1 protein-coding gene is annotated in these 348 nt (G+C 45.4%); it reads left to right on the forward strand.

Annotated elements, in window-relative coordinates; translation table 11 throughout:
- A partial coding sequence (locus A3761_RS05865; RefSeq protein WP_156491650.1) for a TetR/AcrR family transcriptional regulator occupies positions 1–348 on the forward strand: 348 nt, incomplete at both ends.

Here is a 348-nt window from a genome sequence, read left to right on the forward strand (position 1 = left end):
AACGCTATCTTCAATGTATCCATTCCGCTTTTCGCAAAGCAGGGGTTTAGTGGTGTTTCAATACGCCAGGTAGCCACCGCCGTTGGCGTGAGTATCGCAACGATCTACCACCACTTTCCTGACAAGAAAGCGCTGTATCTCAGCAGTATCGAAGCTTCGTTTAAAGACATAGCTCCAAAGTTAGAAGCCGCTTTGCAGCCCGTTGGTAGTGAAGAGGAACAATTGAGGCGATTTATCTTTCAGTTCACGGAACTCATGGCAAACGACGAAAATCTTAGGCTCCTTCTACAACGTGAACTGTTAGAAGCTGATGAAGAAAGAATATCGCTACTCGCGAATAATGTTTTC

This window comes from Oleiphilus sp. HI0123 (genome assembly GCF_001635315.1).